Source organism: Cytobacillus spartinae, assembly GCF_042865285.1.
Classification (GTDB): Bacteria; Bacillota; Bacilli; order Bacillales; family Cytobacillaceae; genus Robertmurraya_A; species Robertmurraya_A spartinae.
Window position 1 is genome coordinate 227,388 of sequence record NZ_JBIACK010000007.1, and the last position, 25,580, is coordinate 252,967.

The window sequence follows — 25,580 nt, forward strand, 5'->3', positions numbered from 1 at the left end:
ATAGATTGATACTAAGAAAGGATGTGTATGATGGTTTATAAACCGCGTACTAAATCTTCTGAATTGCTTATGTTATCATCACTAAATACCCGAATGAAATTGACAGAAACAGACAAGCAACACTACCTTAACCTTAGGAGGGGGTATGATGGAGAAAAACTATTCGATTCATTGATTGAAAACCTTAGAAGTGACTGCCTTATAGTGAATGATTTGCTACTAAAACTAAACAATACTCTATTTCAAATTGATTCTTTAATTATTTTTCAGGAAACTATTTTTGTTTTTGAAGTTAAAAATTTTGAAGGAGACTTTTATTACTCATCAGACCGCATATACACGTATTCCAAGAAACAAGAAATTAGCAATCCTCTTAACCAATTAAATAGAACAGATTCTTTATTACGTCAGTTACTCCAACAAATCGGATACAATGCCACTATTCAATCTTCAGTAATCTTCATTAACCCTGAATTCACCTTATACCAAGCTCCTCTGGACAAGCCTTTTATTTTTCCAACCCAAGTTAACAAATTCATTCATAAGCTTAATAAAATCTCTTCAAGTTTAAATGAGACACATAAGAATCTGGTTGAAAAACTTCTCTCTCTGCATATTAAAGAATCTCCATATACGCTTTTACCCTCTTACAACTATGACCTCATGGAAAAAGGCATTACTTGTGTATGCTGTAGTTCGTTTTCTGTTTCTATTAAGGGTAAAAAAGTTATATGTGAAGATTGCAACCACGGAGAATTGATTACAGATGCTGTTCTACGTAATATAAACGAGTTTAAACTTCTTTTCCCCGACATAAAAATAACAACAACTATCATTCACGATTGGTGTAAAATCATCAAAACTAAGAAAAGGATCCAGAGGATACTCGAAAAAAACTTTAAAATGGTGGGCGTTCACCAATGGGCTTACTATGAATAAATACACTCTAGGTATGATTGCTAAATGAGAATCCACCATGCTGCTTAGTTGTATGATTCTATCTGTTCCAGTTTAGGAAGTCCTTTATATAGCTCTAGAAAGACATTTCACCTATCTCAGACTGTAGGTTGTTTTTCATTCGCCTTATGAAGGACAGTTCTTCGAATTTTTTAGCATTTCTGTCTTTCATCCTTGCTATGAAAGACAATTCAGCTAGCTCAACTGGCAGTTTTGTCTTTCATTCGCCTTATGAAGGACAGTTCTTCGAATTTATTAGCATTTCTGTCTTTTATCCTTGCTATGAAAGACAGTTCACCTAGCACGTCTTGCAGTTTCGTCTTTCATAACCCTTATCAAAAACTTTATTAGCCTCCCTATGAAGAACTGTTCTTTGTCCTTCTCAAACCCTAGACCCGCCTACCCTATCCAAAACCAACACACCTAACAACTCGCAATAACACTCAGACTCAAAGGAAAAAGAGACCGTATCTAGGTTCCGACCCCCAAAAGTTAGAGTAAAAAACTAACTTTTGGGGGTGTTTTTTATGGCAAAATATAGTGAGGAATTTAAAATAAAGCTTGTTACTGAGTATTTGAATGGACATCTTGGTTATAAATTATTGGCGAAGAAATACAATATGCCCTCTCAAACACCATTACAAGATTGGGTCAGAGCTTATAAAACACAAGGGATCGGAGGATTAAAACAAAAAAAGGGAAAGGCAGTGTATTCTGTTCAATTTAAATTAGATACGCTACAATTTATGTTAGAAACAGGTGCTTCTTATCAGGAAACTGCTGAACAGTTTAGGATAAATAACCCTTCATTAATTCACCGATGGATGAAAACATTTAAGGGACAAGGAATAGAAGGCCTAAATCCAAAGTCAAAGGGGCGGTCTTCTATGTCTAAAAAACCAAACAAAAAGAGAAACGAAGAACAAAAGTTAACTCGTGAAGAAGAATTAGAACGAGAAAATGAATTACTAAGACTAGAAAATGCATATCTAAAAAAGCTGAGAGCTTTTCGGGAAAATCCGAGTGCCTTCCACGAAAAGCACAAGCAAGAGTGGCGTTCGAACTCAAAGAAGAAGGGTTTCGATTAACTGATATTTTCCTTGTGGTGGGTATTCCTGAAGCAACCTATCACTATCATGTAAAAAACTTTGAGAGAGAAGATCCAGATACAGAATTAAAAGAACTCATTACACATTTATTTAAGAAGTTCCATGAACGTTATGGATATAAACGTATAACGGGCGAGTTAAAGAAATTAGGATATTGTATTAATCATAAAAAAGTGTATCGACTTATGCGAGAGCTAGGACTAAAATGTGTGAAATTCATGCGCAAATCTCGTAAATACAATTCATATAAAGGTAACGTTGGAAAGATAGCAAAAAATCGATTATCACGTCGTTTTAGTACGCCCACCCCTCTTCAAAAATTAGTAACTGACACTACAGAGTTCAAATGTCTAGGCGAAGAGAAATTGTACTTAAATCCAATACTTGACCTTTATAACGGAGAAATTATTTCGTTTGGAATCAAGAAACGTCCTACATTAGATCTAGTCATGGAACCCTTAAACGAAACAATAGAGAAAATAAAGAATCTCTCAACCCACCGAACTACCATCCACTCGGATCAAGGCTGGCATTTCCAGCACAACAAATGGGTGAAAACATTAAAGAAAAATAAAGTGTTCCAAAGCATGTCACGTAAAGCAACCTGCGCAGACAACGCTTCGATGGAGAATTTCTTTGGTATTTTAAAGCAAGAAATGTACTATGGGGAAAAATTAGTAAGCTATGAAGAATTAAAGAGAAGGATTGAAGAATATATCTACTGGTACAACCATGAACGATCAAAAGAAAAATTAGCTGGATTGAGTCCTGTCGAATATAGAACTCAATCCAGCCAATTAGCAGCATAATAAAAACTCTAACTTTTGGGGGTAACTACCCTAATACGCTCTCTCTTTGCACTCTATTTCCCAAATCTCTTCCGATACCCACATTTCCTGCATAATTCCTCGACCGCTACTCTTTGAGAGAATCCATCTACTAGTTTCTTTGCCCGATCGCCTTCGATAATATCAGAGAAAGGTTTGTCATTAACGTTTCCTAAGTTAATAATCCCTTCTCCATCTAAGCAACAAGGGATAACCGTTCCATTTGCTAGGATTCCTGCTTGATTTCGAAGTCCGTAGCAAAAGCCTTTCCCATCGTCCTCTTCTTCATGTAAAGCAGGCCATTGAAACTCATAGTCTTGATTGATAAAAATACGTTCAGCAATTTTGACGCCACTTCCAGGAGTAACTTTTTCCTCAATCTTATATGCTAAATCAAATTCTTCCTCAACCATCTCTAATGTTTGACGGTTTCGCTGTTTTTCAAGGTTGGTCATATTGTCTTGAGTAAGGTTCCAAAGCCTTAGAGAAACAATTAATTCTGACTGGCTTGTTGCCTCTTTTATAAAGGAAAGTACACTCTTTACATACCCTTCCCTGTCTACAGAACCCTCATGGCCATCAAAGCTATGAAGAGAAAAATTCATCTGCCTTAATGCAGGTTTATTTAATAACTTGTGTTTATTTTTATTAATCAACGTTCCATTGGTTGTAATGTTAACTTTAAACCCTTTATCGTGAGCGATATCTAATAGCTGATCTATTCTTGGATGAAGTAGCGGTTCACCTTTTACATGTAAATATATAAAATCTGTGTAAGGTTTAATTTCATCTAATCTTTTGGAAAAATCGTCGACAGAAATAAATTGTTTCTGCCGCTCTGTTGGGGGACAGAAGCTACAAGCAAGATTACATATACTTGTAATCTCTAAGTAAAATTTCTTGAATTTTTTCAAGCTATATTCCTCACTTCTATGACTAGTTAAAACATAATATATTCTATCTTCTATCCCTATTAGAGCACAACTTTCCTTAAATAGAAATATGATTATCAAAGGAAATTACTATGACTAGCTCCATAATATACTAAAAAATCTCTATCCAATCAGATAGAGGTTTTCTACAAAGTACATGTTAAGTTTCAAGTGTTTTCATAGCAGGTCTTTTTTCTATTTTCTTTGGCTTTCATTTTTAGACATGGTCAACCCTGTAATTCCGTAGAAAAGTGAAACCATTTTGAATAATGGTAATAAGATTAAATCGGGGTTTAAATGGGTATAATGGAGACTGCATAATAAGTCACCCAAGGATGAATGAAAGGGAAATGAGTGTGCTCTTCTTCCATTTTCTAAAAGGTATATTAGAATATTACTATAGACAGAATTATCTGCAAAATAGAATATACGTCCATAATGTGCGTTGAGGTCTAATTATTGGGCCTATCAACTACTATTCTTAGGTTATTCATAGAAATGCTCATGGTTGAGCCTACTCCCTCTTGTTATAATCAATAAATTTTATCAAATTAAATAAGGCTACTTATTGGATTAGTTTTTAAAAAATGGTTAAAATGAATTTGTATAAAATAATATACTCTTTGCATGAGAGACTACATAGCTACATGAAAATGCAACATTTTTCAAAGAGAACATATTTGGAAACATACAATTTAAAAAAACAATCTATATTTAAGAACTAATTTAGTCATAATAAGCTCGTTATCATCTATTGTCACTTACTTTTCTTTTAAGATCTCAAATGCTAGAACTATACAGAACAACCAACTGTAAATATGGGATATCACTTGACAAGATAATGACTGCTATATGATAATGCTTACTGAATTAGAATTATTCTATTCTATAGGATAATACGTTAAGATTTTCAGGCTTTTTCCTGGAAAAGCTATTAATATTTATTTAACCACACTAGGAGGAATTTTATTATGTCATTAATCGGAAAAGAAGTACTACCATTCTCTGCAAAGGCTTTTCATAATGGAGAGTTTATTGATGTTTCTGAGCAAAACTTTAAAGGTAAATGGAGTGTAGTTTGTTTCTATCCAGCAGATTTCACATTCGTATGCCCTACTGAATTAGAAGATCTTCAAAACGAATATGCAACTCTAAAAGACCTTGGTGTAGAAGTTTATTCTGTTTCTACAGATACTCACTTCACACATAAAGCTTGGCATGACCATTCAGAAGCAATTGGTAAAATTGAATATATCATGATTGGTGATCCATCACAAAAGATTTCTCGTAACTTCGACGTTTTAGATGAAGAGAGTGGACTTGCGGATCGCGGTACTTTTATCATTGATCCAGATGGTGTTATCCAAACTGTAGAAATCAATGCTGGTGGTATCGGTCGTGACGCTAGTACGATTGTAGGTAAAATTAAAGCTGCTCAATATGTACGTAACAACCCAGGTGAAGTTTGCCCTGCTAAATGGCAAGAAGGTGCTGCAACTCTTAAGCCAAGCCTTGATCTTGTAGGGAAAATTTAAGGAGCCATATAAATGTTATTAGATGCAGATATTAAAGCCCAGTTAGCCCAATATCTTCAAATGATGGAAGGCGATGTTCTACTAAAGGTTAGTGCCGGAGACGATGAAGTTTCCCGAGACATGCTAATTTTAGTAGATGAATTGGCTACTATGTCACCTAACATCAAGGTTGAGAAGACAGAATTAGAGAGAACTCCAAGTTTCAGTGTGAATCGTCCTGGAGAAGATACTGGCATAACGTTTGCTGGAATACCTTTAGGTCACGAATTCACATCATTAGTGCTAGCTCTGCTTCAAGTAAGTGGTAGAGCACCTAAAGTTGATCAAAAAGTGATCGACCAAGTGAAAAGCATCAAGGGTGAATTTCATTTTGAGTCCTATATCAGCTTAAGCTGCCATAACTGCCCTGATGTGGTACAGGCTCTTAATGTGATGAGTGTTATAAACCCTAACATTTCCCATACGATGATTGACGGAGCCGCTTTTAAAGAAGAGGTAGAAAACAAACAGGTCATGGCTGTACCAACTGTTTTCCTTAACGGAGAATCATTTGGCGGAGGACGTATGTCTCTTGAAGAAATCCTTGCTAAAATGGGAACTGGCCCTGATGCATCCGAATTTGCTAATAAAGACCCTTACGATGTTCTTGTTGTGGGCGGAGGCCCTGCAGGAGCAAGTGCTGCGATTTACGCAGCACGTAAAGGAATTCGAACAGGTATTGTAGCTGAACGCTTTGGCGGCCAGGTTATGGATACAGTAGGCATTGAAAACTTTATCAGTGTAAAGCACACTGAAGGTCCTAAGTTGGTAGCAAGCCTCGAGGAACACGTAAAAGATTATGGCATTGATGTCATGAACTTGCAACGTGCTAAGCATCTTGAGAAGAAAGAGCTTATCGAGATCGAACTTGAAAATGGTGCAGTCCTGAAAAGTAAGACTGTTATTCTTTCAACAGGTGCTCGCTGGCGTAATGTCGGTGTTCCTGGTGAAAAAGAGTTCACAGGTAAAGGTGTAGCATACTGCCCTCACTGTGATGGTCCGTTATTTGAAGGAAAACGCGTAGCTGTTATCGGTGGTGGTAACTCGGGTGTTGAAGCAGCCATTGACCTTGCAGGAATCGTTAAGCATGTAACACTTCTTGAATTTAACTCGGAATTAAAGGCTGACGCAGTATTGCAAAAACGTCTACACAGCCTTCCTAATGTAACTGTCCTAACAAACGTACAAACGAAAGAAATTACCGGAACTGACAAAGTAAACGGTATTTCTTACATGGATCGCGAAACAGAAGAGACTCATCACGTTGAACTAGAGGGTGTGTTTGTTCAGATTGGTCTCATACCGAACACGGATTGGTTAGGAGATGCACTCGAACGTACTCGCTTCGGTGAGATTGTTGTTGATAAGCATGGAGCTACGGACATCCCTGGAGTGTTTGCTGCAGGTGACTGTACAAATAGTCCATATAAACAAATTATTATTTCAATGGGATCAGGTGCGACTGCGGCATTGGGCGCATTCGATTATCTGATTAGAAACTAATATAACAATAAGCAAGGCACTTCACCCCTTTTGAGGTATGAAGTGCCTTTTTTTGTTCAGCTAAACTACGTAACAAAAAAACCCCTCAAATTATATGAGGGGTTTTAGCAAATACTATTAACAAAGAACTGGTTCTTTTTGACTTAGTTTTAACGTCTCTGCTGTTGATGCATGGATTTCTTTAAATAGCTTTGGATTATCTGATAATGATACACCATAAGATGGGATCATTGTTTTAATTTTTGGTTCCCATTCTTTCATGTGTTGTGGGAAGCATTTTTCTAATACTTCGAGCATTACGTGAACGGCAGTAGAAGCACCAGGAGAAGCTCCTAATAATGCAGCTACAGATCCATCTGCAGCACTAACTACCTCCGTACCAAACTGGAGTGTACCTTTCCCTGCATCTGTATCTTTAATTACTTGAACACGCTGACCTGCTACAACGATATCCCAATCTTCACTTTTAGCATTTGGAATAAACTCACGTAATTCTTCCATGCGCTTTTCATGTGATAACATCACTTGCTCGATTAGATATTTTGTCAATGCCATTTCTTTTACACCAGCAGCCAACATGGTGACGACATTATTTAGATTTACCGAACTAATCAAATCAAGATTTGAACCTGTTTTTAAGAACTTAGGTGAGAAACCGGCAAAAGGTCCAAATAGCAATTCCTTTTTGTTATCAATAAATCTTGTATCAAGATGCGGAACTGACATTGGTGGTGCACCAACCTTAGCTTTGCCGTAAACTTTTGCATGGTGTTTCTCGATCACTTCTGGGTTTTTACATGCTAAAAATAGTCCGCTTACCGGGAATCCCCCAATATATTTTGACTCAGGGATGCCAGTTTGTTGCAGTAATGGTAGACTACCGCCACCACCACCAATAAAGACAAATTTTGCATAATGGTAGTGCATTTTAATACCATCCATATCATGCACTTTTACTTCCCATAAACCGTCCTTAGTACGCTTAATTCCCTCGACACTGTGCTTGTAGTTAACCTCGACATTCTTACTTTCTAGGTGTTCAAATAACATGCGTGTTAAAGCACCGAAGTTACAGTCCGTTCCAGAATCAATTTTGGTCGCAGCAATCGGCTCATCCGAAGTACGCCCTTCCATAATAAGTGGAATCCACTCTTTTAGTTTATCTGGGTTTTCCGAATATTCCATCCCTTGGAATAGTGGATTGTTTGATAGAGCTTCAAAACGCTTTTTCAAAAACTCTACATTTTTCTCCCCTTGTACCATACTCATATGAGGGATTGGCATGATAAAATCCTGAGGATTACGAATCAGATTACTTTTAACAAGATATGACCAAAACTGTCTTGAAAGCTGGAACTGTTCATTAACCTTAATTGCTTTGCTTGTATCAATAGACCCGTCAGCTTTTTCAGAAGTATAGTTAAGCTCGCACAATGCAGCATGGCCCGTGCCCGCATTATTCCACTCGTTAGAGCTTTCTGCTCCAGGACTATCAAGTTTCTCGAATACTTTAATTTCCCAATCAGGTGCTAACTCTTTAATTAAAGATCCCAAAGTCGCACTCATGACTCCGGCACCTATTAAAATAACGTCTGTTTTATTCTGTATGTTGCTCATTATAACCTTCCTTATCCTATATATATTTGTAAAAAAGGGTATGCGCTTACAAAGATGTCACAATAAGCAAGGCGTCACTTAGTACGCCCTTTTCTGTCTCAGTTTATAACTATATCTTAAGCTTTATGGTTTAGATTATCTACTATTTACTTATCATTATAAACTATTTAAAACTCGTAAAAAAGTGAGAAATCTGTCCAAGGGGCCCTGAAAACAAAAAAAACCGAGAACTTCACTCAGGATTGCAAGGTTTTAGGTCTGTAATAAACCTACTTGCAGTTGATAGCTCATCGGCAAGAAGTACAAGTAGCTCCTATTAGCGTAATATTCAATATACTAAGTTTATTCATTATCTTACTACCCATATATTGAAACAAAGAAAACCCCGGATAGAGGCACTTTTTAATCAGTAACCGCTGTCCGGGGTATCGTTGATTCATTGTATAGGTTTAATACCTTAAAAAAACTTTTATAATCTATAGGCATTATTAGCCTGTACAGACTTTACCTTTTCTTCTGTAAATCCTGTAGCAATAACTGTAACAATAATCTCATCTTTTAGATTTTCATTAATAACGGATCCAAAAATCATATTTAAATCCTCATGAGAAGTTGATGCTACAATATCTGCAGCCTCCTGAACTTCGAATAAACTTAAATTACGTCCACCTGTTATGTTCATAATGACACCTTGAGCTCCGCTGATAGAGGTTTCTAACAATGGACTGTTGATCGCCTTCTGGGCTGCTTCTACAGCACGACCTTCCCCTTGAGCGATTCCTATTCCCATTAATGCCGTTCCACGATGTGACATGACCGTTTTTACATCAGCAAAATCAAGATTAATTAAGCCTGGAACCGCAATTAGATCAGAGATTCCTTGAACTCCTCGTCTAAGTACATTATCAGCTTCACGGAAAGCCTCAAGCATGGGTGTTTTTTTATCTACTATATCCAACAACCGATCATTTGGAATAATGATAAGAGTATCTACGGCTTGCCTCATTGCATCAATTCCATCTGAAGCATTTACGGCTCGCCTATGTCCTTCAAATTTAAAAGGGCGAGTTACTACACCTATAGTAAGTGCTCCAAGATTTCGGGCGATTTCGGCAACTGCAGGAGCAGCTCCTGTTCCTGTTCCACCGCCCATCCCTGCTGTTATAAATACCATATCCGCACCCTTTAATGCCTCTTGAATCTCTTGTTTACTTTCTTCAGCTGCTCGTCTTCCAATCTGAGGATTTGCACCCGCTCCTAAGCCTCTTGTCAACGAAGCACCAATTTGAATTGTATTTTCTGCCATTGAGTGGTTTAGAGCCTGACCATCGGTGTTAATGGCAATAAATTCTACACCTTCGACTCCGTCGTCAATCATTCGGTTAACTGCATTGTTACCTCCGCCTCCGACACCTACCACTTTAATCTTAGCTAGTTGATCTATATCTGTATAAAATTCCATAATGAATGATTCCTCCTTACTGCCCCCATGACCTTTCAATTACTAAAGCTGTTTTTCGCAAAGATTGTTGTCTACGAAAAGAGCCATTACTAAATAAAGAAAGACCTTTATATACGATTCGTACAATCATTCTATTTTTTGTTAGTCAGTGAGGAATATCTACCAAAGGAACTATGTGTTTTGGCTAGAGAATCCGTACTTTAGTTTCTACATTGTAGAATAGTAAAGCATATGTGCTCCTTGTATGAATGGAGCTTTAACGGCACTATATTTCTAGGCTCTACCCTTAAATAGTGCATAACTTTTCGGCTGACAGGTGGAACCCCTCATTGCTACTTATTCATTCTGGACAGGAATTCACCCAGTAAATCTTCACTATCTTCTTCCTCAATTTCGTCTTGAATTTCTGATTGAGTATTCAAGTTAGTATTCATTTCCCAATTAAAGTTTTCCAGATCATCATCTGCTTCAATTACTGGAATTTCATCTATAGATTCATTGTGATTAGAGCTTACTTGCTTATCATTAATCTTTTCTTCCTGAAGGTAAAGTGCATCGTCAATATCTAACGAGTTGCTATTAAGAGAGGCTAGAATGGATGTTGCACGAACTGGATCTGCTAATAACTGATAAATAATACTCCCTACCAAAGCTTCTGAATGAGTATGTTTAAGCCAATTACGTTGTACTTTGGTCAATGGTTTCGGAAGAGGAATCATGACCACTTCCTTTTCCTTTGAAATAGAGTTATTTACCCCTTCCAAGATAAACTCCGCCATTTTGCTAGAGAAATTTCGTCTCTCTGTTTCCTTTAACCTTTGTAATTGCATCATGATATGATCTGGTGTGTTAGAGGGAATACGAAAGGTAATCGCCTGTCCCCTCTTTATTCTAGCAACTTCTCTTTTTTGCATAACATCACCCTATTTTGTTACGGCTTGTTTTTTTGTCCCATTTTCGATTGTTTCTTTCGTACTTTTTCTAACAAAATCTGCAATAAGCTTATAATAAGCATTTGCCATCATCCAAATGCTCTCTTTTTCATCTTCAAAAAACTCAATATTGTAACCATCTAATCCGTTATTTAACGTTTTAATGTAATCCTTTAGTACAATTGATCCACCACCGACAAAGTAACAAATCTCCGTTTGTGAATTTTTTTGCCACACATTACGTAAGAAACGATATTGTTTTTTGGCTAGTTCTAACAGAATCCGGTCAACAATATCATGAACACTTGTCCGACTTCCTTTGACCATTATATGATTTCGATCATTTTTCCTTGTAATAATTTCAACAACATCTCTCCGACTATCTAATTCAATTCCATGTCTCGTTCTAATTTCTTCTCTTATGGCTTCTAATGACTCCGATATCCCAATATTAAAGCCCTGCGCTTTATCATCATCCACATTTCTATTTTTGATGACAGCCACATCGGTCGATAACCCACCGATATCTTGAATGAGTATTCGTTTATCTATTAAATTTTTATTAATAATGTTTAATTCCGTATCCATAACAAGATTAATATAAGCAGCAAACCCCTCAGGATAGACCTTCACTTCGTTAAATTTTATATTTACTTTTAACCCTTGGTATTTCGGAGTTATTAAGAATTCAACTTGGTGAACAGAGCTTAACAACTGTGCCCGATAACCTACTTCTTTGCCCTCTTTTACTTCTCTGAGTGGTAAACCAGTTCCTAGAGTATAGTTTGCATCAATTACATTATTATTCTTTTTAAAAGTTTCAGAGTTCTCTTCCCTCACTGCATCTAGAGCCAATGTAGCAAAGAGCATAACTAATGTTTGATCTTCCTCTGACTTACTACTACCAGGGTCTAATTCGTTTGCATGATCACTTTTTGTTGCAAGGTTCCCAACACGCTAAATCACATTATTTTCCTTAAGGGCCGGAGAGTGGATTGAAATATGTATACCACTTAATGGATCCTTATGATTCAAATCTTCTATTCCAATGACTGGCCTGTCCTCTGTATCTCTTGCAACCACATTTGGGATATTCAATTCAAAGTCAGCGTTTCCAAACAAAGCCTTTACACTATCATTTCCTACATCAATTGCTGCAATCCTAGAAAAACTCATCTACCTACACCCCTTCAGAAATGTCTTACTAAAAAGGGTAAAGTAGCAATCTACTAAGCGTCAATGAGCCGTAAGTTGTAATCAAAAAAGCAAACAAGCATACACTTTGTATACACTTTTACAGCAAAGTATACTTCCCACCATACCAACATGTGTACAGGTTTGTATACACGTGTACAAATTTGTACACAAAAAGAAAACAGTTTGTATACTTGTACACACAATTGTAAACTTTGTTATTTTGGTACTTTTTTACCTGTTTATTTGGATTAAAAAAGAAGGATATTGGTCGGTAACCAACATCCCCCTTCTCTTTCATAAAACCTATTTTGCTTATAACTGCGGCTTTTTCATTTAAATAAACTTATTTGAATCTGGACAACCTTTACTCCTTCGTTCGTTTTTCACGCTTAGCTTTGTTTGTTAAACCTTACTGTAATCTGAACGATTTCAGCCCGAGAACCAATGCGAATCGGCGGCCCCCAGAAACCATATCCAGATGAAACTACCGTGTGCAACTGCTCTTTCTGAAGGTGTCCCCAGTCAATTTCGAATATTCTACTGGTGAACAGATTTCCTGGAAACACTTGCCCACGGTGCGTATGCCCTGCGACTAGAAGGTCAATGCCGTTTTGCTGTGCTATATCCAATTCATATGGCTGGTGATCCAACATAATGATTGGCTTCGACATATCGACTTTGTCCACAAGCGCTGAAACCTGCAATCGATTGCGGTCTGTAAGATCTTTTCGTCCTACAAGAGTAAAGCTATCCTCAATCATTACGGTCTCATCGTACAGAACCTCCAAATTGCTGTCTTCCAGCACCTTAATGAGGTGCTCCATCGTGCCCTCATGCTTATCATGATTGCCTAAAGATACGTACACCCCATATGTGGATTGAATGCCGGCCATCACTTCGTCAATTCCTTGCTGAATATACTGTTCAACATCATCATCAAAGACGTCTCCAGGAAATAGAACGATATCAGGTTGAAGCACGTTGATTTCCTTTACAAGACGTTCAGCATGTTCTCTGTTTGACAATAGGCCAAAGTGCATGTCCGAAGCCATAACAATATTTAGCTCGCTGATGTCACCCGCAGGCTTATTAATATTCATCTCGTACCTATTCACTATTGGGCTGTAAGCATTATAAGATCCAAAGCTTACTAAGCTGATTACAATAATTAAGGTAACAATACCAGCCCTTTTCTTTAAATGGTGACGCGGAACCTTGAATAGCCCTAACAACCAGACACTGAGATGCACCAATGGAAGAATAATAATCAATAAATAAAATATAGCCATCCAATATGCACCCAAAATATTAAAAAAGACAAATCCGAAAACACGACCCACTATGAAAGAGGTTGAGACGATTAATAGCGTAACAATATACAAAATCTTAATTTTACGCTTATACGGGCTTTCTTTAAGCTGGAATAAACTCCAGCCGCTCCGCCCGACATAATAGACGAGCGCCCCGTACAATAGAATTGATATGATCCCAATAAATAAGAATCCCATATTGTGGTTCTCCATTCAAATTTGTGACGTTGGAGCTTATAGACATTTGCTTACTTATGGTAAGGTTCTCCCCTATTAATCCGAAACGCCCTATATATTTGTTCCAATAAAATTAATTTCATCAGCTGATGAGGAAACGTCATTTTTGAGAATGATAGTTTTTCATCTGCCCTTTTAAGGACTTCATCACTTAATCCTAGTGATCCTCCGATGACAAATGCTATTTTGCTTTTTCCGTATGTAGCTAGCTTGTCTATTGAATCTGCTAGTTCTTCTGAGGATTTTTGTTTTCCATCTATAGCTAAAGCAATCACATATGTATCTGGACTAATCTTAGAAAGGATTCTTTCTCCTTCCTTTCCCTTTACCTGCTCCATTTCTAAATCACTTAATTGCTCAGGCGCTTTTTCATCAGCAACCTCTAATACTTCAACTTTCGCATAACCAGACAATCGCTTTAAATATTCATCTATTCCCTGCTTCAAATATTTTTCTTTTAGCTTTCCGACTGTTATTAAAGAGATATTCACACCTTGTCCTCACTTTACAAACAATTTATCCACAAAAGTTATCCACATGTCCACATTTTCTATCCACATCTTGTATGCGCTCATTTGTTCGCCACCATATATATAGCTCTATTTCGACAATATTCACACCCTGTTGATAAGTTTTCATCCGTTATTTTTGACAATACTGGAAAGGTTTCATATTCGTCTACTACTATATCTATAGCCATTTCTACATGTTCTTCACAACAATAAATCATTTTTATATCCCCTTTTATGTCATCTACATTTCAACAAATTTCGTTTGTTAATAACTTTTATTTTACCTAAGATACTTATCCACATTCCATCTTACCATTGCACAAAAAAACAGGAAAGCTATACGAAGCTTTCCTGTTAATATACCCAATTTTCTCTATAAAGTTGCTCCACCGAGTTTCATCGCAGTTTCTTGTAGTTCACCATTACGATAAAACTTGATATTTAATTGCTCACCAATTTTCTTTTTGTTATATAGATGTTTTCTTAAATCGATAACATCATTTATCTGATCTCCATCCATCTCAACAATAACGTCTAACTCATGTAACCCAGCTTGTTCTGCTGGTGAGTTTGGATCAACATGCTTAATGGCTACTCCATGTTTAATGTCTTTTGGAAGCTTTAATGCCTCTTGTTGATAGTAGGATGGAATTTCATTAACTGATTGAAGCTGTACCCCCATGTATGGTCGTTTAACTTCGCCAAACTCCTCTAAATCACTAATAATCGGAATAGCATAATTAATAGGGATAGATAAACCGATTCCTTCAACTGCTGAACGAGCAATTTTCATCGAGTTAATTCCGATAACTTGACCGGATATATTCACTAAAGCTCCTCCACTATTACCAGGGTTGATGGCTGCATCTGTTTGGAGAACCTCTGCCTGCCAGTCGATCACTCCATCTTGATTGATATCAACTGGAATCGCTCTTTCAAGACCTGAAACAATTCCTTGAGTAACCGAACCAGAAAAAGTTAGTCCAAGTGGATTTCCGATTGCGATAACTGGTTCACCCGTACGTAACGCATCTGAATTTCCAAATTCAGCTACTGTTTTTACACTATTAGCTTCTATTTCTAAAACAGCTAAATCAGTCCAAATATCACTACCTCTTAAACGTGCAGGAATTTTCGTACCGTCTGCTAGAGTTACTTCTAAAGAATGCGCCCCTTCGACAACGTGGTGGTTTGTTACCACAAAGGCTTTATTTCCATCTCTTTTGTAGATGACACCGGATCCAGTTCCTGCTTCTTCTCCGACTCCTGCATCCCAGAAGCTAGCTCCTTGTAAATTCGTTATTCCAACGACCGCGTCACTTGCCTTATCTACTGCCTTTGTTATATCAGTCGTAACATTTACGGAAACATTCGTAGTTGAAACACCATTTTCATGGGCTTTTTCATCTACTTCCTCTAGGTTATTATCCGGTTGAACGGTATAAGGAAGAACATTAAAAGCAGATAGTTGAGGTAAAGCGACAATCACTAGAATGGCCCCTAATATAGCCCCTACTAAGCTCGCTAAAAAAATGCCTCCTCTATTTCCTTTTTGTTTTTTATAACGCTGTTCATAATCCTGATCGTAATATCCCACTTTCCACCAATCCTTTCATACGAGCGATTGCTAAAAGTTATTGTTCCTTTATACTTATAATTATAATCTGAGAATCAAAAAAATCTAATTATATGTGTCTACTTCCACAAATCTTACGACTTTGTTCATAATTTAGTCCAAATTTGTTCGCATCTTTTAAGAAATAAGTTCTTTGGCCCGGGTTAGTAATTTGTGTACAAAAAAGAATGAGGGATACATACTCCTCATTCTTAATTTTACCTATATTCTTGTCCCATTAAACATTATACGGCTGTTAAAGCTGTCGGAATCTTTGGATCAGTGTTAAAAAGTTCAAATTGTTCTCCTACTCTCATTCCCTGACCTTCTAACGTTTGCGTTACTGCCATTTTAGCTAAGTCTTTCATATTATTATCCTGACTTAAATGAGCGAGATAAATTCTCTTTGTTTGGTCACCAATTACTTCACTCATGGCAATGGCTGCATCTTCATTTGATACATGGCCTACATCACTTAATATTCTTCGCTTAATACTCCAAGGATATCTACCCATTCTAAGCATTTGAATGTCATGGTTGCTCTCAAAAATGTATGTGTCCGCATTTGAAATGATTCCCTTCATACGATCACTTACATAGCCAGTATCCGTAATAAGAACTAGTTTTTTTCCATTCTGATGAAAAACATAAAACATTGGTTCAGCTGCATCGTGTGAAACACCGAAAGATTCAATATCTAGAGAGCCGAAGCTTTTTACCGTTTCCATGTGAAAGGTGAATTTTTGTTCAGTAGGAATCTCTCCGATCAGTCCATTCATCGCTGACCATGTTTTCTCATTTGCGTAGATAGGTAGCTTATATTTTCTAGCAAGCACACCAATTCCCTTGATGTGATCGCTATGTTCATGCGTTACGAGTAATCCGGATAATTTCCCCATATCTCGGTTGATTTGACTGATTAAAGCCTCCATTTGCTTTCCGCTTAGACCCGCATCAACCAAAAATGAATGTTCCTCCGTCTCCACATAAATCGCATTTCCCGTACTCCCGCTTGCGAGTACACTAAAATGCAATGTCATTTTCTACTCACTCCATTTTTTATCTTCATTATTTAATTGAATAATTTGTCCCTCAAATGCGTTAACGAACAGGTTTTCCTTATCATCCACGACAAATCTCCAAGCTGGCGTTAACACTTGTGAGGATGAATATGATAAATGGACAAGGGTGTAATACCCTAGCTCCACTTTTGTAATGGTACTTCCGTATTCCAATAGTCCATTTTCATATAACGTTTCAAGTGCTTTTATAGGCTGAAGAATTTTTTCTTCTTCTGAAAGCTCTTCAATCTCTACTAGCAATGTCTGTTTATAAGAGATAATTTCATTATCCTTATTTAAATAGAAAGTAAGTTCCCCACTCATATTCTTATAGAAAAGCTTATTATCAAGCTGTTGATAGTACGTAATGGTTTGATCTGTATCATTTTTACTCCAATAACGATATTGATCTCCACTCAACACTTGATTCTTCAAAAAATTATTCAATTCAGCTGGTTCAAACTTTTCACTTATTGAAATAGGATCCTCTAAAACTGACTGAAGCATAGTATGTTCGACTATATTGATGGATTGTCCTTCAAATTTCGTATCTTTCAGTTCCTCTATTTCTTCCACTGTAAATACTTTTGGTTTTGCACTTAAATAACTATCCCTAATCGTATTCTTAGGAAGTTCCACATATTGAATTTCATCTGCGCTAAGCCTTTTTTCAAAAGAAGTTTCCTTGATGAATTCATACTGACTTGAATGTCTAATTTTTGTGAACTCATACATTAAATAGATATCTAAAACTAAGAAAGAGAGAATAAAGATGGTTTTGATTTTACTCCAATCCATGCTTCAAACCTCCATTTTGATCAGTAGGTAAGATCCACCACTGATCATTATACTTATAAAACCATGAAGGCTCTAATTGAACCAATGGGCCTTGTGTCTCTTTGGACATCTTGTAACCTAAAACCAAATCTTGTAGAAACTCAGGGTTAAAATCATCTAACTTTTTCAGATTTTCTAATGCATCCTTCCCTGACAACAGCGTAATCTCCATCGATTCCACCCTGCGCCCTAATGAAAAGTTGTTTCTTAAATACTTATTAATCTCGTTTTCTCCCCATACTTGAAGAACCTCAGATATCCCGGTATCGCTAAATATTGGATAGCCATTCGGATCATACAAACGAAAAACGATTGATTGTCCTAATGGGTCCATACCCACATATCGATAAGGGTCAGTCCAACCACCATGTCCATTAACAAAATCAATACTCTTTTGTAAGATATTGTTAGCTCCCATGGAAACTTCATTTTCTTGTGCAGGATTCACATAAAAAATGTTGTTTTGATCATGATTAATCGTTAGTAACGTTGATCCATCTGTATACTCTTCAATAGGAGCAATATAGTTGTTTTGTACGAAACTTGGGTCATTGAACAGAGCATCCCTGAACTTTTCCGTAGGAAGTGGGTCAATTAAATAGTTATATAACGACATCGTTACAGGGTCTTCTGTAACAAAAAGTGAGCGACCTTCTGAAGTTTCCTCAGCTACATATCGAATGAATTTCGGATTATTAGCTGCGTTCGTATAAAAGTTTGTTTCATAGTTAGTAATAAAAGAAGCAGTTACCCTACTTTGAACAACTGTATTTTCACTATAAGATATGAAATAAACAAACCCAGATTCTCTTGTTGTATTCTCTAAACTAATGACAATTCGATCAAAGCCAATGTTTAGCTCATCTTTTACTTTTATATTTAAAACATTCTTATATAAATCGATAGGAATGATATCTGGGTAGACGATTTCAACTTTATTTTGGTCTTGTAGAAACTCCTCCAAATTATCTACTCCAGAAGAGATATCTTGAAAGTCATTAAAATTCCATCTACTCAATTCTTTAATGGTCTTATTAATCTCTAATGGATCATTGGTACCTAAGTGACTTTCTCGACTATGGTAAAAAATCCGATCAGGTCTCACTATCTCTTTCAAATCTTTTTTCTCACTTAGTGCAACCTCTTGAACCGTTTTAGCATTTTCCATAATGTCGTAATTGGGTTGGTAAGTCCATAGGCCCCAAGTTAGAAGAACACTTAAGACAATCAATATGGCTAATATAATGGATTTAATATTTTCATATGTCATGCCCAATCATCCTCTTCTGTTTGAACATAAGGAAGGCTAAATGAGACTGTTGTACCTTTTCCTTCAATACTCGTTGCCCATATCTCCCCGCCATGTGCCTCAACCATTTCTTTTGCGATTGCTAACCCTAAGCCTGTTCCCCCAAGTTTTCTTGTTCTAGCTTTATCAACTCGGTAGAAACGTTCAAAGATTTGGTCAATATTTTCTTTTGGAATTCCTACTCCTTCATCAGAAACAGAAACAATTACTAGACCGCCCTTTTCTTCCATCTTGAACGTAATGACTCCACCCTCAGGAGAGTACTTAATCGCGTTCGAAATAATATTATCTAGTACTTGTGTAAGTTTGTCTTCATCAATCTCAACAAAACAAGCATAATCGAGAAGAAGACGGTTAAACGAGATGGACTCATCTTTCGTTAACTCAAATCGATCGATAATTCGATTATAAAAATCAACAAAATTAATCCACTCTTTTGTAAGACGATAATCTTTACTATCCATTTTAGAAAGTTGCAATAAATCATTTACTAAGCGAATCATTCGTTCGGTTTCGTTTTGAGTTACTTCTAAGAAATTCGGTGCAATACTCTCATCTTTCCAAGCACCATCTGCTAATGCTTCTAGGTAACTTCGCATCGTTGTTAGTGGTGTTCTTAATTCATGTGATACGTTGGCAACAAATTCTCGCCTCTCCATATCAATTTTTTCTTGCTCCGTTATATCGTGAAGAACGGTAATGAGACCATTCACAAAACCGGTTTCTTTTTGAATAACTGAGAAATTAGCTCTTAATACGTACGGCTTATTTTTTGTACTATAGTCTAAGATGACAGACTCTTTTTCCACTAACAAATCATCGAATGTATACTCTTCATCTAAACCTAGTAGAGTGACAATTGGACTTGATAGGATTGTTTCACGTGAAACATTTAACAGTTTGGCTGCTGGCTCGTTGATTAATATCACTCTACCTTTTCGATCAGTAGCAATAACCCCATCTGTCATATAAGAGAGAACCGATGAAAGTTTTCTTCTCTCTCCTTCTGTTGTTGCATGGGCCTCTTGGAGTTTTTTCGTCAGGTTGTTAAAAGTGATGGCTAATTGTCCGATTTCATCATACCCATATACTTTAACTTTTCTAGAAAAATTCCCTTTTGTCATAGCTAAAGCTTGCCTTTGCATATCCGCAATTGGTCTTGTAATCGTTCTAGCTAGTAAAACTCCTAGGATAGCAGTAACAATAAGGGCCATAGCTGTACCAGACGCCAAGATATTATTAATGGTTTTCATTTGAGCATATACATTTTCTTTTTTAGCAATAAGATAAATAGCCCCAATGACATTTCCATCTGACTTAATAGGCGTAGCAAGCACCCATATTCGATTTCCAGTCTGTGGGTCAATAAGCGTAACATCGTCACCGTCATCGTCCGATGTGGCTATCACACGACGTATTAGTGTATCCGTTGTTCTTTGCCCAACAATCCCTTGATTGTATGGATCTGAAGTCCCTATTATTTTTAATGTAGAGCCCTCAATTACCTGTACCTCAGAAATATCTGTTGTTTTAAAGTCTGTTAGAATTTTTCTAACATCATCTTCTAGAGTTGGTCCATCTTCCTCAAGATCTCTTTCCTTAACCATTTCCTCTTCAAGATAATAGGCTAGAAGGTTAACCCTTTCATCAATAGATATTTGAAAGTTCTTTAGTAAAGTTGACTCAAGTTGTCTAACAAAATAAACACCAATAATCTGCATTGCAATCATAATTAGCAAGACATATATTAATACAAACTTAAGATGAACAGACCGAAAGAAACCTACCTTTTTCATCAAATCCTACTCCTGCTCAGGATTTCTCAGGTAGTAGCCTACTCCTCTTCTTGTTACAATCCATATAGGGTGACTTGGATTATCTTCAATTTTTTCACGTAAACGTCTAACAGTAACATCTACTGTTCGTACATCTCCGTAATAATCATACCCCCATACCGTTTGAAGAAGATGCTCTCTTGTCATAACTTGTCCTATATGCTTTGCTAAGTAATGCAGAAGTTCAAATTCACGATGAGTTAACTCAATGCTCTCTCCACGCTTAGATACAATGTATGCATCTGGGTGGATAACTAGTGAACCAATTGTAATTTCGTTTGTAGCTTGTTCTTCGTGAGACACACCAGGTTGATGTCTCCTTAAATTCGCTTTGACCCTAGCAATTAATTCTCTTGTACTAAATGGCTTCGTTACATAATCATCAGCACCTAATTCAAGCCCGAGAACTTTATCTATTTCAGAGTCCTTTGCGGTAAGCATAATAATCGGCATTTCATACTTCTTACGCACTTCACGACATACTTCCATCCCATCTTTCTGTGGAAGCATGATATCTAACAATATAAGATCTGGTCTAATTTCTTCTACCATTTGAACGGCCTGATTACCGTCGTAGGCACAATGAACTTCGTAGCCTTCTTTTCTTAAGTTAAACTGAATAATATCTGCGATTGGTTTTTCATCATCAACAACAAGTATTTTCTTATCCATATGTTTTTTCTCCTTTAAAAGAATAAGATTTAAGATACCCTGTAATTTTTAGTAAATACTGTTCTCTTTCATTTACTTTACCATTTTACGAGAGGGAATTCATCTATAAGAATAAGTAATCATCTATATACCTTATATGGTAAATATATCTTCACGAAAATAAGTAACAACACCAAGTAAATAAACAACTTATAAAAAAAGCCTCTAGTAAAAACTAGAGACTTTGAATGTTAGTTATTATAGATAATCCATAGGATTTTTAAGGCTTCCATTTTTATAAATTTCAAAATGTAGATGTACACCAGTAGAGTCACCTGTTGACCCCATTACACCTATTTTAGATCCCTTAGGTACTGTTTGGCCGACATTAACTGTAATGGACGAAAGATGAGCATACACGGTACGGTAACCATTGTTGTGGTCAACGATGATCTTATTCCCGTATCCTCCATCCCAACCTGCAAATACAACTACTCCGTTATCAGCAGCTTTAATTGTACGATTGCTTGGTCTAGCAATATCAATCCCTTTGTGCATTTTGCCCCAGCGATAGCCTAAATGACTTGATACGTATCCACCTACAGCTGGCCATACGAATGAACCGTCACCACGAGAAGGCATAACTTTCGTACCTTTTAGTACGATATGATTGATTGGTTCTTGTAGCATATTTTCACTGATTGTTTCTTGTTTAACTTTTACACCATTTTGTTCGGAGATTTTATAAGTAACTTCGCGAAGGCCATCTTTCCCTTCCTGCTTAACTTTTGTGTCTCCTTTAAACATAGAAGCGTCTTCTACGACTTCTTTCTTATATGCAACAGTTTCCTTTTTAAATACTTCTTTTTCAACTACTACACGGAGTAGAGGCTCAAGGAACGTTACGTTAATTTCTTGGTCTATTTTAAGAAGAGAATCCTCATTTAACCCTGGATTGATAGATAATAATTGCGCAAGCTTCATATCATGTGCAACAGCAATCGACCCTAGTACGTCGCCTTCTCTAACTTTATATGTTTTTTCTTCTAAAGTTCCTTTAGTTAAAAGTTGAACAGCCTGCTCAACCGTTAATACTTGTTGTGGTGAAACTTTTTCTCCAGAGAATGAAACTTCTTTTGATAGAGAAACGTCTAAAATACGAGTTTCATTTTCTGTTAATGGTGGTAATGTAATACTAGGATTAGTTTTACGAGCTTCTAGCTCATTTAATTGTTCCTCTGTAACATACTGTAACTTTAGTGCTTTAATAACATTTTCAGCAGTTTCCTGATCTTGAAGATAAGCAACTGCCTCTCCATCTATTACTAGAGCTGATGCTTCAGCCTCAACCGCTAGTTCTTCTTCTAATTTCTCAACAACTTCTGCGTCGTTTGTATTAGATGCCGATCTGAATACTTGTTCTGAAACATATGTAAGCTGTGAACCTAATGTTAATTCATAGTTATCATCATAAGTATTTTTACTATCATTTAATTTTTCATTAACAATATTATCTATAATTTCTTGATTGGAAACTGTACCAATATATTCATTATTTAGATATACATAGTAAACGGTTGTTAAGCCCGATGATTCTGCTAAACTACTATTTCCAACTCCTAATGAAAGAGTTGTAAATGCAAGTGCAGATACAGCAACTTTTTTAAAAGTTTTCGATGTATTGCCCGTTAGTGTGGACAGCTTATTTTTCCAAATACGCATCATTGATCCTCCTAGACTACCGAAACAAACACTTAGTGCTTTTAAACTAATTTTAAAAACGTGTTTTACGACTTCTTTACTTTACCACAAAACTTTTTCAAAAGATTAATAGAACATAGAATGTAACAAGAATGTATAATAACTGACAATTTATCTCATTTATTGGAAATAATTGGTTATAATATAAGCCTTTTGATCGTGGAAAATATGCTCTAAAGGGCTATTTTATTAGGTTTCTTGACAATCTGTTCTATTAGGATAAATTTCCCATTAGTAATGTGTAATAATACACCAAACCCCTTGTAATATTACAGTAATGTAACAAAAAGGAGTATGTTTATGAAACATACTCCTTTTATAATGGCTCAGGACGGAATCGAACCGCCGACACAAGGATTTTCAGTCCTTTGCTCTACCGACTGAGCTACTGAGCCGTATTAATAATAATTTTTAAGATATAGATGGTTAAAGTCCTTCGTCCACATCTCAGGATGATTACTCAAGTAGCAGCTTGATGTGTACGCTGAAAGCTAATTTTAACTCTTTGATGTGATAATCGTGTCCCCATTTCAGAAAGCATAACCAAGTAGCAGCTCAATGGGTACAACTCGATGCCAATTCATAGAAGCTATGCTCGTTGCTCTACCAACTGAGCTACTGAGCCGTATTAATCTATGTATATATGAAAAATGGCGGTCCCGACGGGAATCGAACCCGCGATCTCCTGCGTGACAGGCAGGCATGTTAACCGCTACACCACGGGACCTTCTTTAAATATTTAAAAAGTAAAATATAGGGATCGAAGAAGTGATTCCCTATATTTTACTGGATGACCCCTACGGGATTCGAACCCGTGTTACCGCCGTGAAAGGGCGGTGTCTTAACCGCTTGACCAAGGGGCCATATTGAAACTAAAATGGTGAGCCATGAAGGACTCGAACCTTCGACCCTCTGATTAAAAGTCAGATGCTCTACCGACTGAGCTAATGGCTCGTTATTTAAGATAACTACTTTTTTTGTTGAACTCTCGTTGCTTGGCATCTACGACGTCCACATCTCAGGATGATTAATCAAGTAGCCGCTCTATGTGTACTCTGAAGTTATTTCATAGGAGCTTACTCGAACGTGCTCTACCGACTGAGCTAATGGCTCGTTACTCGTTTGACAAGTTTCAACATGAATCTTCATGTTTCTTTCTCAACCGACGTTTTTTATAATAACATAGTTATAAATTGAATAGCAATCTATTTTTTAATTTATTTTAATAAAAAGGATCCCATCTTTAAGATTACGTCATATTCCTATGTTGAACCCCCGACTTAGACTTACTAGAGTCTATAATTCGGGGGTACCTTTCTAACACAATACTTTTTCTATTACAGCATGCTCATGTTCATTTAATAAGTTCTTTTGGATAATTTTGTCTACCTGCTTATTCATACTACTATTAAGTAATTCAGCCTCTTCTTTATCTCCAACTAGAATGATTTTATCCCATTTATGATCTGCAGCCTTTTTATCGAGAATACTTCCAAGACTTTTTAACCAACGGTGTTGATTCATCTTTACTCTTTCCTGATAATGATCTACCTGAGCAGCACTTTTAACGGCTCCCTTTCCCAAGCTAGCATTCATGTGTGAAGGACCTTCATGCTTTCTCCAGTCCTCAGATTCTAAATCAAATTCCATGGTCTCCATATCCTGAAGAACAGTAAATACAGATGATAATATTTTTATTTGATTTTGCTGCATAAGAACAAGTCCTGTAAGGGGGTATTTTTTATATAGGGATTGTAGTTCTTGTAATACGGGACGCTCTTCCCAATAAAAGTTTGTTTGAACAGGAACTTGCAGTTCGAATGATTCCCAAAGATTGCTATCTATTGAGGCAAATATAACGATTCCTCTCGGTAAATTTCTCTCCAATCCTTCCATATACTTTTCAAGCTTACTTCGTATGGAACGTAGTCTATTTAACTCTTCATGGCTACTTACATTAAGGTATTCCTCTAGTTTATTAAATCCATTTTTTAAGGCAATCTTCCACTCTCCACGCTGTTGATCAGGATGGCTTCGGTCAGTGTGTAAGTATAATGACAATACTTTATCTGGCTTATAAGATCTAAAATTTGATAGTTTTGATAGTTTTTTATGATAGTTCACAGCACACCTCCATAATTTCTTATAGTATTCTTTATCACAGAGTCATAGCTGTTAAACATTTTTATAGAACTAATGTCCTTCCTAAAGGAATATCGAGTAGGAGGAGGTGACGAACCTCCGACCTCTCACACCACCGTACGTACGGACCCGTATACGGCGGTTCAATCTTATACTAAGCATGTACTTTATTGTAATGTTGAACACAAGAGATTAGTCCG

Annotated in this window: 19 protein-coding genes, 4 tRNA genes and 2 pseudogenes; 5 read left to right on the top strand and 20 right to left on the bottom strand. The window is 36.6% G+C overall.

The window, feature by feature from the left end; all coding sequences use genetic code 11:
• The first annotated feature begins 27 nt into the window (after window positions 1-27).
• From ACFYKX_RS15390 to ACFYKX_RS15400, 3 genes are all read left to right on the top strand, one after another.
• Window positions 28-939, top strand: a complete 912-nt coding sequence (locus ACFYKX_RS15390; RefSeq protein ID WP_389361948.1) for a nuclease-related domain-containing protein — start codon at window positions 28-30, stop codon at window positions 937-939.
• 545 nt (window positions 940-1,484) lie between these two features.
• On the top strand, window positions 1,485-2,045 hold the full coding sequence (locus ACFYKX_RS15395; protein WP_389361949.1) for a helix-turn-helix domain-containing protein: 561 nt from the start codon (window positions 1,485-1,487) through the stop codon (window positions 2,043-2,045).
• Entirely contained in the window at window positions 1,943-2,875 is a 933-nt protein-coding gene (locus tag ACFYKX_RS15400; protein WP_389361974.1) for an IS3 family transposase, read from the top strand. The genes ACFYKX_RS15395 and ACFYKX_RS15400 overlap by 103 nt, the downstream gene beginning before the upstream one ends.
• Before the next feature lie 53 nt (window positions 2,876-2,928).
• On the opposite strand, the gene ACFYKX_RS15405 is transcribed toward ACFYKX_RS15400, so the two are convergent.
• Window positions 2,929-3,807: a radical SAM/SPASM domain-containing protein gene (locus ACFYKX_RS15405; RefSeq protein ID WP_389361950.1), complete on the bottom strand. Its 879-nt coding sequence runs from the start codon at window positions 3,805-3,807 to the stop codon at window positions 2,929-2,931.
• 989 nt (window positions 3,808-4,796) lie between these two features.
• On the opposite strand from ACFYKX_RS15405, the gene ahpC reads away from it, so the two are divergent.
• Together ahpC and ahpF are read left to right on the top strand one after the other, a co-directional pair.
• Entirely contained in the window at window positions 4,797-5,360 is a 564-nt protein-coding gene (ahpC, locus tag ACFYKX_RS15410; protein ID WP_389361951.1) for an alkyl hydroperoxide reductase subunit C, read from the top strand.
• A gap of 12 nt (window positions 5,361-5,372) precedes the next feature.
• Entirely contained in the window at window positions 5,373-6,902 is a 1,530-nt protein-coding gene (ahpF, locus tag ACFYKX_RS15415) for an alkyl hydroperoxide reductase subunit F (RefSeq protein ID WP_389361952.1), read from the top strand.
• Window positions 6,903-7,019: 117 nt separating this feature from the next.
• Here the strand turns inward: ahpF and ACFYKX_RS15420 are convergent, their stop codons facing one another.
• From ACFYKX_RS15420 to ACFYKX_RS15510, 19 genes and pseudogenes are all read right to left on the bottom strand, one after another.
• Complete coding sequence (locus ACFYKX_RS15420) at window positions 7,020-8,519, bottom strand: malate:quinone oxidoreductase (protein WP_389361953.1); 1,500 nt, start codon at window positions 8,517-8,519, stop codon at window positions 7,020-7,022.
• Window positions 8,520-9,024: 505 nt separating this feature from the next.
• Window positions 9,025-9,984: pseudogene (gene ftsZ, locus ACFYKX_RS15425) on the bottom strand (cell division protein FtsZ); the annotation flags it as partial.
• A 329-nt stretch (window positions 9,985-10,313) separates the two neighbouring features.
• Entirely contained in the window at window positions 10,314-10,895 is a 582-nt protein-coding gene (locus ACFYKX_RS15430) for a hypothetical protein (RefSeq protein WP_389361954.1), read from the bottom strand.
• Window positions 10,896-10,904: 9 nt separating this feature from the next.
• Window positions 10,905-12,089: pseudogene (locus tag ACFYKX_RS15435) on the bottom strand (Alp7A family actin-like protein).
• A gap of 410 nt (window positions 12,090-12,499) precedes the next feature.
• Window positions 12,500-13,342 (bottom strand): metallophosphoesterase, encoded by an 843-nt coding sequence (locus ACFYKX_RS15440; RefSeq protein ID WP_389361955.1) that lies wholly within the window; start codon window positions 13,340-13,342, stop codon window positions 12,500-12,502.
• A 326-nt stretch (window positions 13,343-13,668) separates the two neighbouring features.
• Window positions 13,669-14,148, bottom strand: a complete 480-nt coding sequence (gene rlmH / locus ACFYKX_RS15445) for a 23S rRNA (pseudouridine(1915)-N(3))-methyltransferase RlmH (protein WP_389361956.1) — start codon at window positions 14,146-14,148, stop codon at window positions 13,669-13,671.
• Window positions 14,149-14,228: 80 nt separating this feature from the next.
• Entirely contained in the window at window positions 14,229-14,387 is a 159-nt protein-coding gene (locus ACFYKX_RS15450; RefSeq protein ID WP_389361957.1) for a CxxH/CxxC protein, read from the bottom strand.
• Window positions 14,388-14,542: 155 nt separating this feature from the next.
• Entirely contained in the window at window positions 14,543-15,766 is a 1,224-nt protein-coding gene (locus tag ACFYKX_RS15455) for a S1C family serine protease (protein ID WP_389361958.1), read from the bottom strand.
• Window positions 15,767-16,029: 263 nt separating this feature from the next.
• Entirely contained in the window at window positions 16,030-16,824 is a 795-nt protein-coding gene (locus ACFYKX_RS15460) for an MBL fold metallo-hydrolase (protein WP_389361959.1), read from the bottom strand.
• Between the two features lie 3 nt (window positions 16,825-16,827).
• Window positions 16,828-17,643: a two-component system regulatory protein YycI gene (locus ACFYKX_RS15465; RefSeq protein WP_389361960.1), complete on the bottom strand. Its 816-nt coding sequence runs from the start codon at window positions 17,641-17,643 to the stop codon at window positions 16,828-16,830.
• The gene (locus ACFYKX_RS15470; RefSeq protein WP_389361961.1) at window positions 17,630-18,952 is read right to left on the bottom strand and encodes a YycH family regulatory protein; all 1,323 of its coding nucleotides are present in this window, start codon (window positions 18,950-18,952) and stop codon (window positions 17,630-17,632) included. The genes ACFYKX_RS15465 and ACFYKX_RS15470 overlap by 14 nt, the downstream gene beginning before the upstream one ends.
• Window positions 18,949-20,787, bottom strand: coding sequence for a cell wall metabolism sensor histidine kinase WalK (gene walK / locus ACFYKX_RS15475; protein ID WP_389361962.1), 1,839 nt, complete (start codon window positions 20,785-20,787; stop codon window positions 18,949-18,951). Before walK ends, ACFYKX_RS15470 begins: the two co-directional genes overlap by 4 nt.
• Window positions 20,788-20,793: 6 nt before the next feature.
• Window positions 20,794-21,498 carry a response regulator YycF gene (gene yycF / locus ACFYKX_RS15480; RefSeq protein WP_389361963.1) on the bottom strand — a complete coding sequence of 235 codons (705 nt, stop codon included), beginning with the start codon at window positions 21,496-21,498 and terminating at the stop codon, window positions 20,794-20,796.
• 237 nt (window positions 21,499-21,735) lie between these two features.
• A complete protein-coding gene (locus tag ACFYKX_RS15485) occupies window positions 21,736-23,202 on the bottom strand; it encodes a peptidoglycan DD-metalloendopeptidase family protein (RefSeq protein ID WP_389361964.1) in 1,467 nt (488 codons plus the stop codon).
• A gap of 358 nt (window positions 23,203-23,560) precedes the next feature.
• Window positions 23,561-23,633: transfer RNA gene (locus tag ACFYKX_RS15490), tRNA-Phe, on the bottom strand.
• A gap of 256 nt (window positions 23,634-23,889) precedes the next feature.
• Window positions 23,890-23,965: transfer RNA gene (locus ACFYKX_RS15495), tRNA-Asp, on the bottom strand.
• Between the two features lie 64 nt (window positions 23,966-24,029).
• Window positions 24,030-24,101: transfer RNA gene (locus tag ACFYKX_RS15500), tRNA-Glu, on the bottom strand.
• A gap of 15 nt (window positions 24,102-24,116) precedes the next feature.
• Window positions 24,117-24,192: transfer RNA gene (locus tag ACFYKX_RS15505), tRNA-Lys, on the bottom strand.
• 363 nt (window positions 24,193-24,555) lie between these two features.
• Window positions 24,556-25,362, bottom strand: a complete 807-nt coding sequence (locus ACFYKX_RS15510) for a VLRF1 family aeRF1-type release factor (protein WP_389361965.1) — start codon at window positions 25,360-25,362, stop codon at window positions 24,556-24,558.
• Between the last annotated feature and the right edge of the window lie 218 nt (window positions 25,363-25,580).

Excerpts from the sequence above, each read along its gene's own strand:
- ACFYKX_RS15465 (WP_389361960.1), bottom strand. The coding sequence starts at position 17,643 with ATGGATTGGAGTAAAATCAAAACCATCTTTATTCTCTCTTTCTTAGTT.
- ACFYKX_RS15430 (WP_389361954.1), bottom strand. The coding sequence starts at position 10,895 with ATGCAAAAAAGAGAAGTTGCTAGAATAAAGAGGGGACAGGCGATTACC.
- ACFYKX_RS15485 (WP_389361964.1), bottom strand. The coding sequence starts at position 23,202 with ATGATGCGTATTTGGAAAAATAAGCTGTCCACACTAACGGGCAATACA.
- ACFYKX_RS15420 (WP_389361953.1), bottom strand. The coding sequence starts at position 8,519 with ATGAGCAACATACAGAATAAAACAGACGTTATTTTAATAGGTGCCGGA.
- ahpC (WP_389361951.1), top strand. The coding sequence starts at position 4,797 with ATGTCATTAATCGGAAAAGAAGTACTACCATTCTCTGCAAAGGCTTTT.
- ACFYKX_RS15450 (WP_389361957.1), bottom strand. The coding sequence starts at position 14,387 with ATGATTTATTGTTGTGAAGAACATGTAGAAATGGCTATAGATATAGTA.
- ACFYKX_RS15470 (WP_389361961.1), bottom strand. The coding sequence starts at position 18,952 with ATGACATATGAAAATATTAAATCCATTATATTAGCCATATTGATTGTC.
- walK (WP_389361962.1), bottom strand. The coding sequence starts at position 20,787 with ATGAAAAAGGTAGGTTTCTTTCGGTCTGTTCATCTTAAGTTTGTATTA.
- ahpF (WP_389361952.1), top strand. The coding sequence starts at position 5,373 with ATGTTATTAGATGCAGATATTAAAGCCCAGTTAGCCCAATATCTTCAA.
- yycF (WP_389361963.1), bottom strand. The coding sequence starts at position 21,498 with ATGGATAAGAAAATACTTGTTGTTGATGATGAAAAACCAATCGCAGAT.
- ACFYKX_RS15395 (WP_389361949.1), top strand. The coding sequence starts at position 1,485 with ATGGCAAAATATAGTGAGGAATTTAAAATAAAGCTTGTTACTGAGTAT.
- ACFYKX_RS15390 (WP_389361948.1), top strand. The coding sequence starts at position 28 with ATGATGGTTTATAAACCGCGTACTAAATCTTCTGAATTGCTTATGTTA.
- ACFYKX_RS15460 (WP_389361959.1), bottom strand. The coding sequence starts at position 16,824 with ATGACATTGCATTTTAGTGTACTCGCAAGCGGGAGTACGGGAAATGCG.